General features: G+C 39.9%; 1 rRNA gene. It reads right to left on the reverse strand.

From position 1 onward, the window contains the following. Positions 1 to 598: 598 nt before the first annotated feature. Positions 599 to 727: ribosomal RNA gene (locus ACJ5GX_RS02955) — 16S ribosomal RNA — on the reverse strand; the annotation flags it as partial.

Here is a 727-nt window from a genome sequence, read left to right on the forward strand (position 1 = left end):
CGAATGACTCGAGCCGTGACGTCATCGGCTAGTCTGCGCTCGCCCGCGTTTTTAAAAACCTTCGCCCGAAACTACACACTTTGAACTTAAATATCTCGGGCATTTTTTGAGATATGAAAAAAGTAAAAACACAGTTTTTCTCGTAATTTTTTGTAGATTTATTAGACATAAAAAGTAAAATGCACCATGGTTATCCTTGCCTGTGTACTACATTTACCTGCCTGCTACGCCGAGGATCGATCAGTATGATATCGAAAATTGTGTTGTGTTTCGGAGGATTATTTTAAAAATAAGTAATTCTCTAAGAATAAACGTCAAAATATTTCTGTATTTTCCTGACACATTATACTAAGGGCAAGTTGATCAGTTTCATGGTCTGCATAGCAGCATTTGGAGGTCTGTCTCTTACACCCTGTATAACAGTCACAGAGCGTCAAAACTGTCCATTGCGCTGCTCTGCTGGCCGATTGTCTTTTTACCAAGGATTTTACAAGTACTCCTAAGTCGTTAAATACCTAGTAGATGCTAGTAGTTCCATGCAGTTCTCTCATTTTATACTGCTAGCTCCATCTAGTGACTAATGCTTAAACCAGGTTGGTAGATAGATACTCTACGGGTTCCAGTTTGCCGCAAGGTTTGATCGATCCACGATTACTAGCGATTCCAACTTCATGTACTCGAGTTGCAGAGTACAATCCGAACTGAGATGTCTTTTAGGGATTAGCTT

It is taken from the genome of Wolbachia endosymbiont of Tuta absoluta (assembly GCF_059414725.1).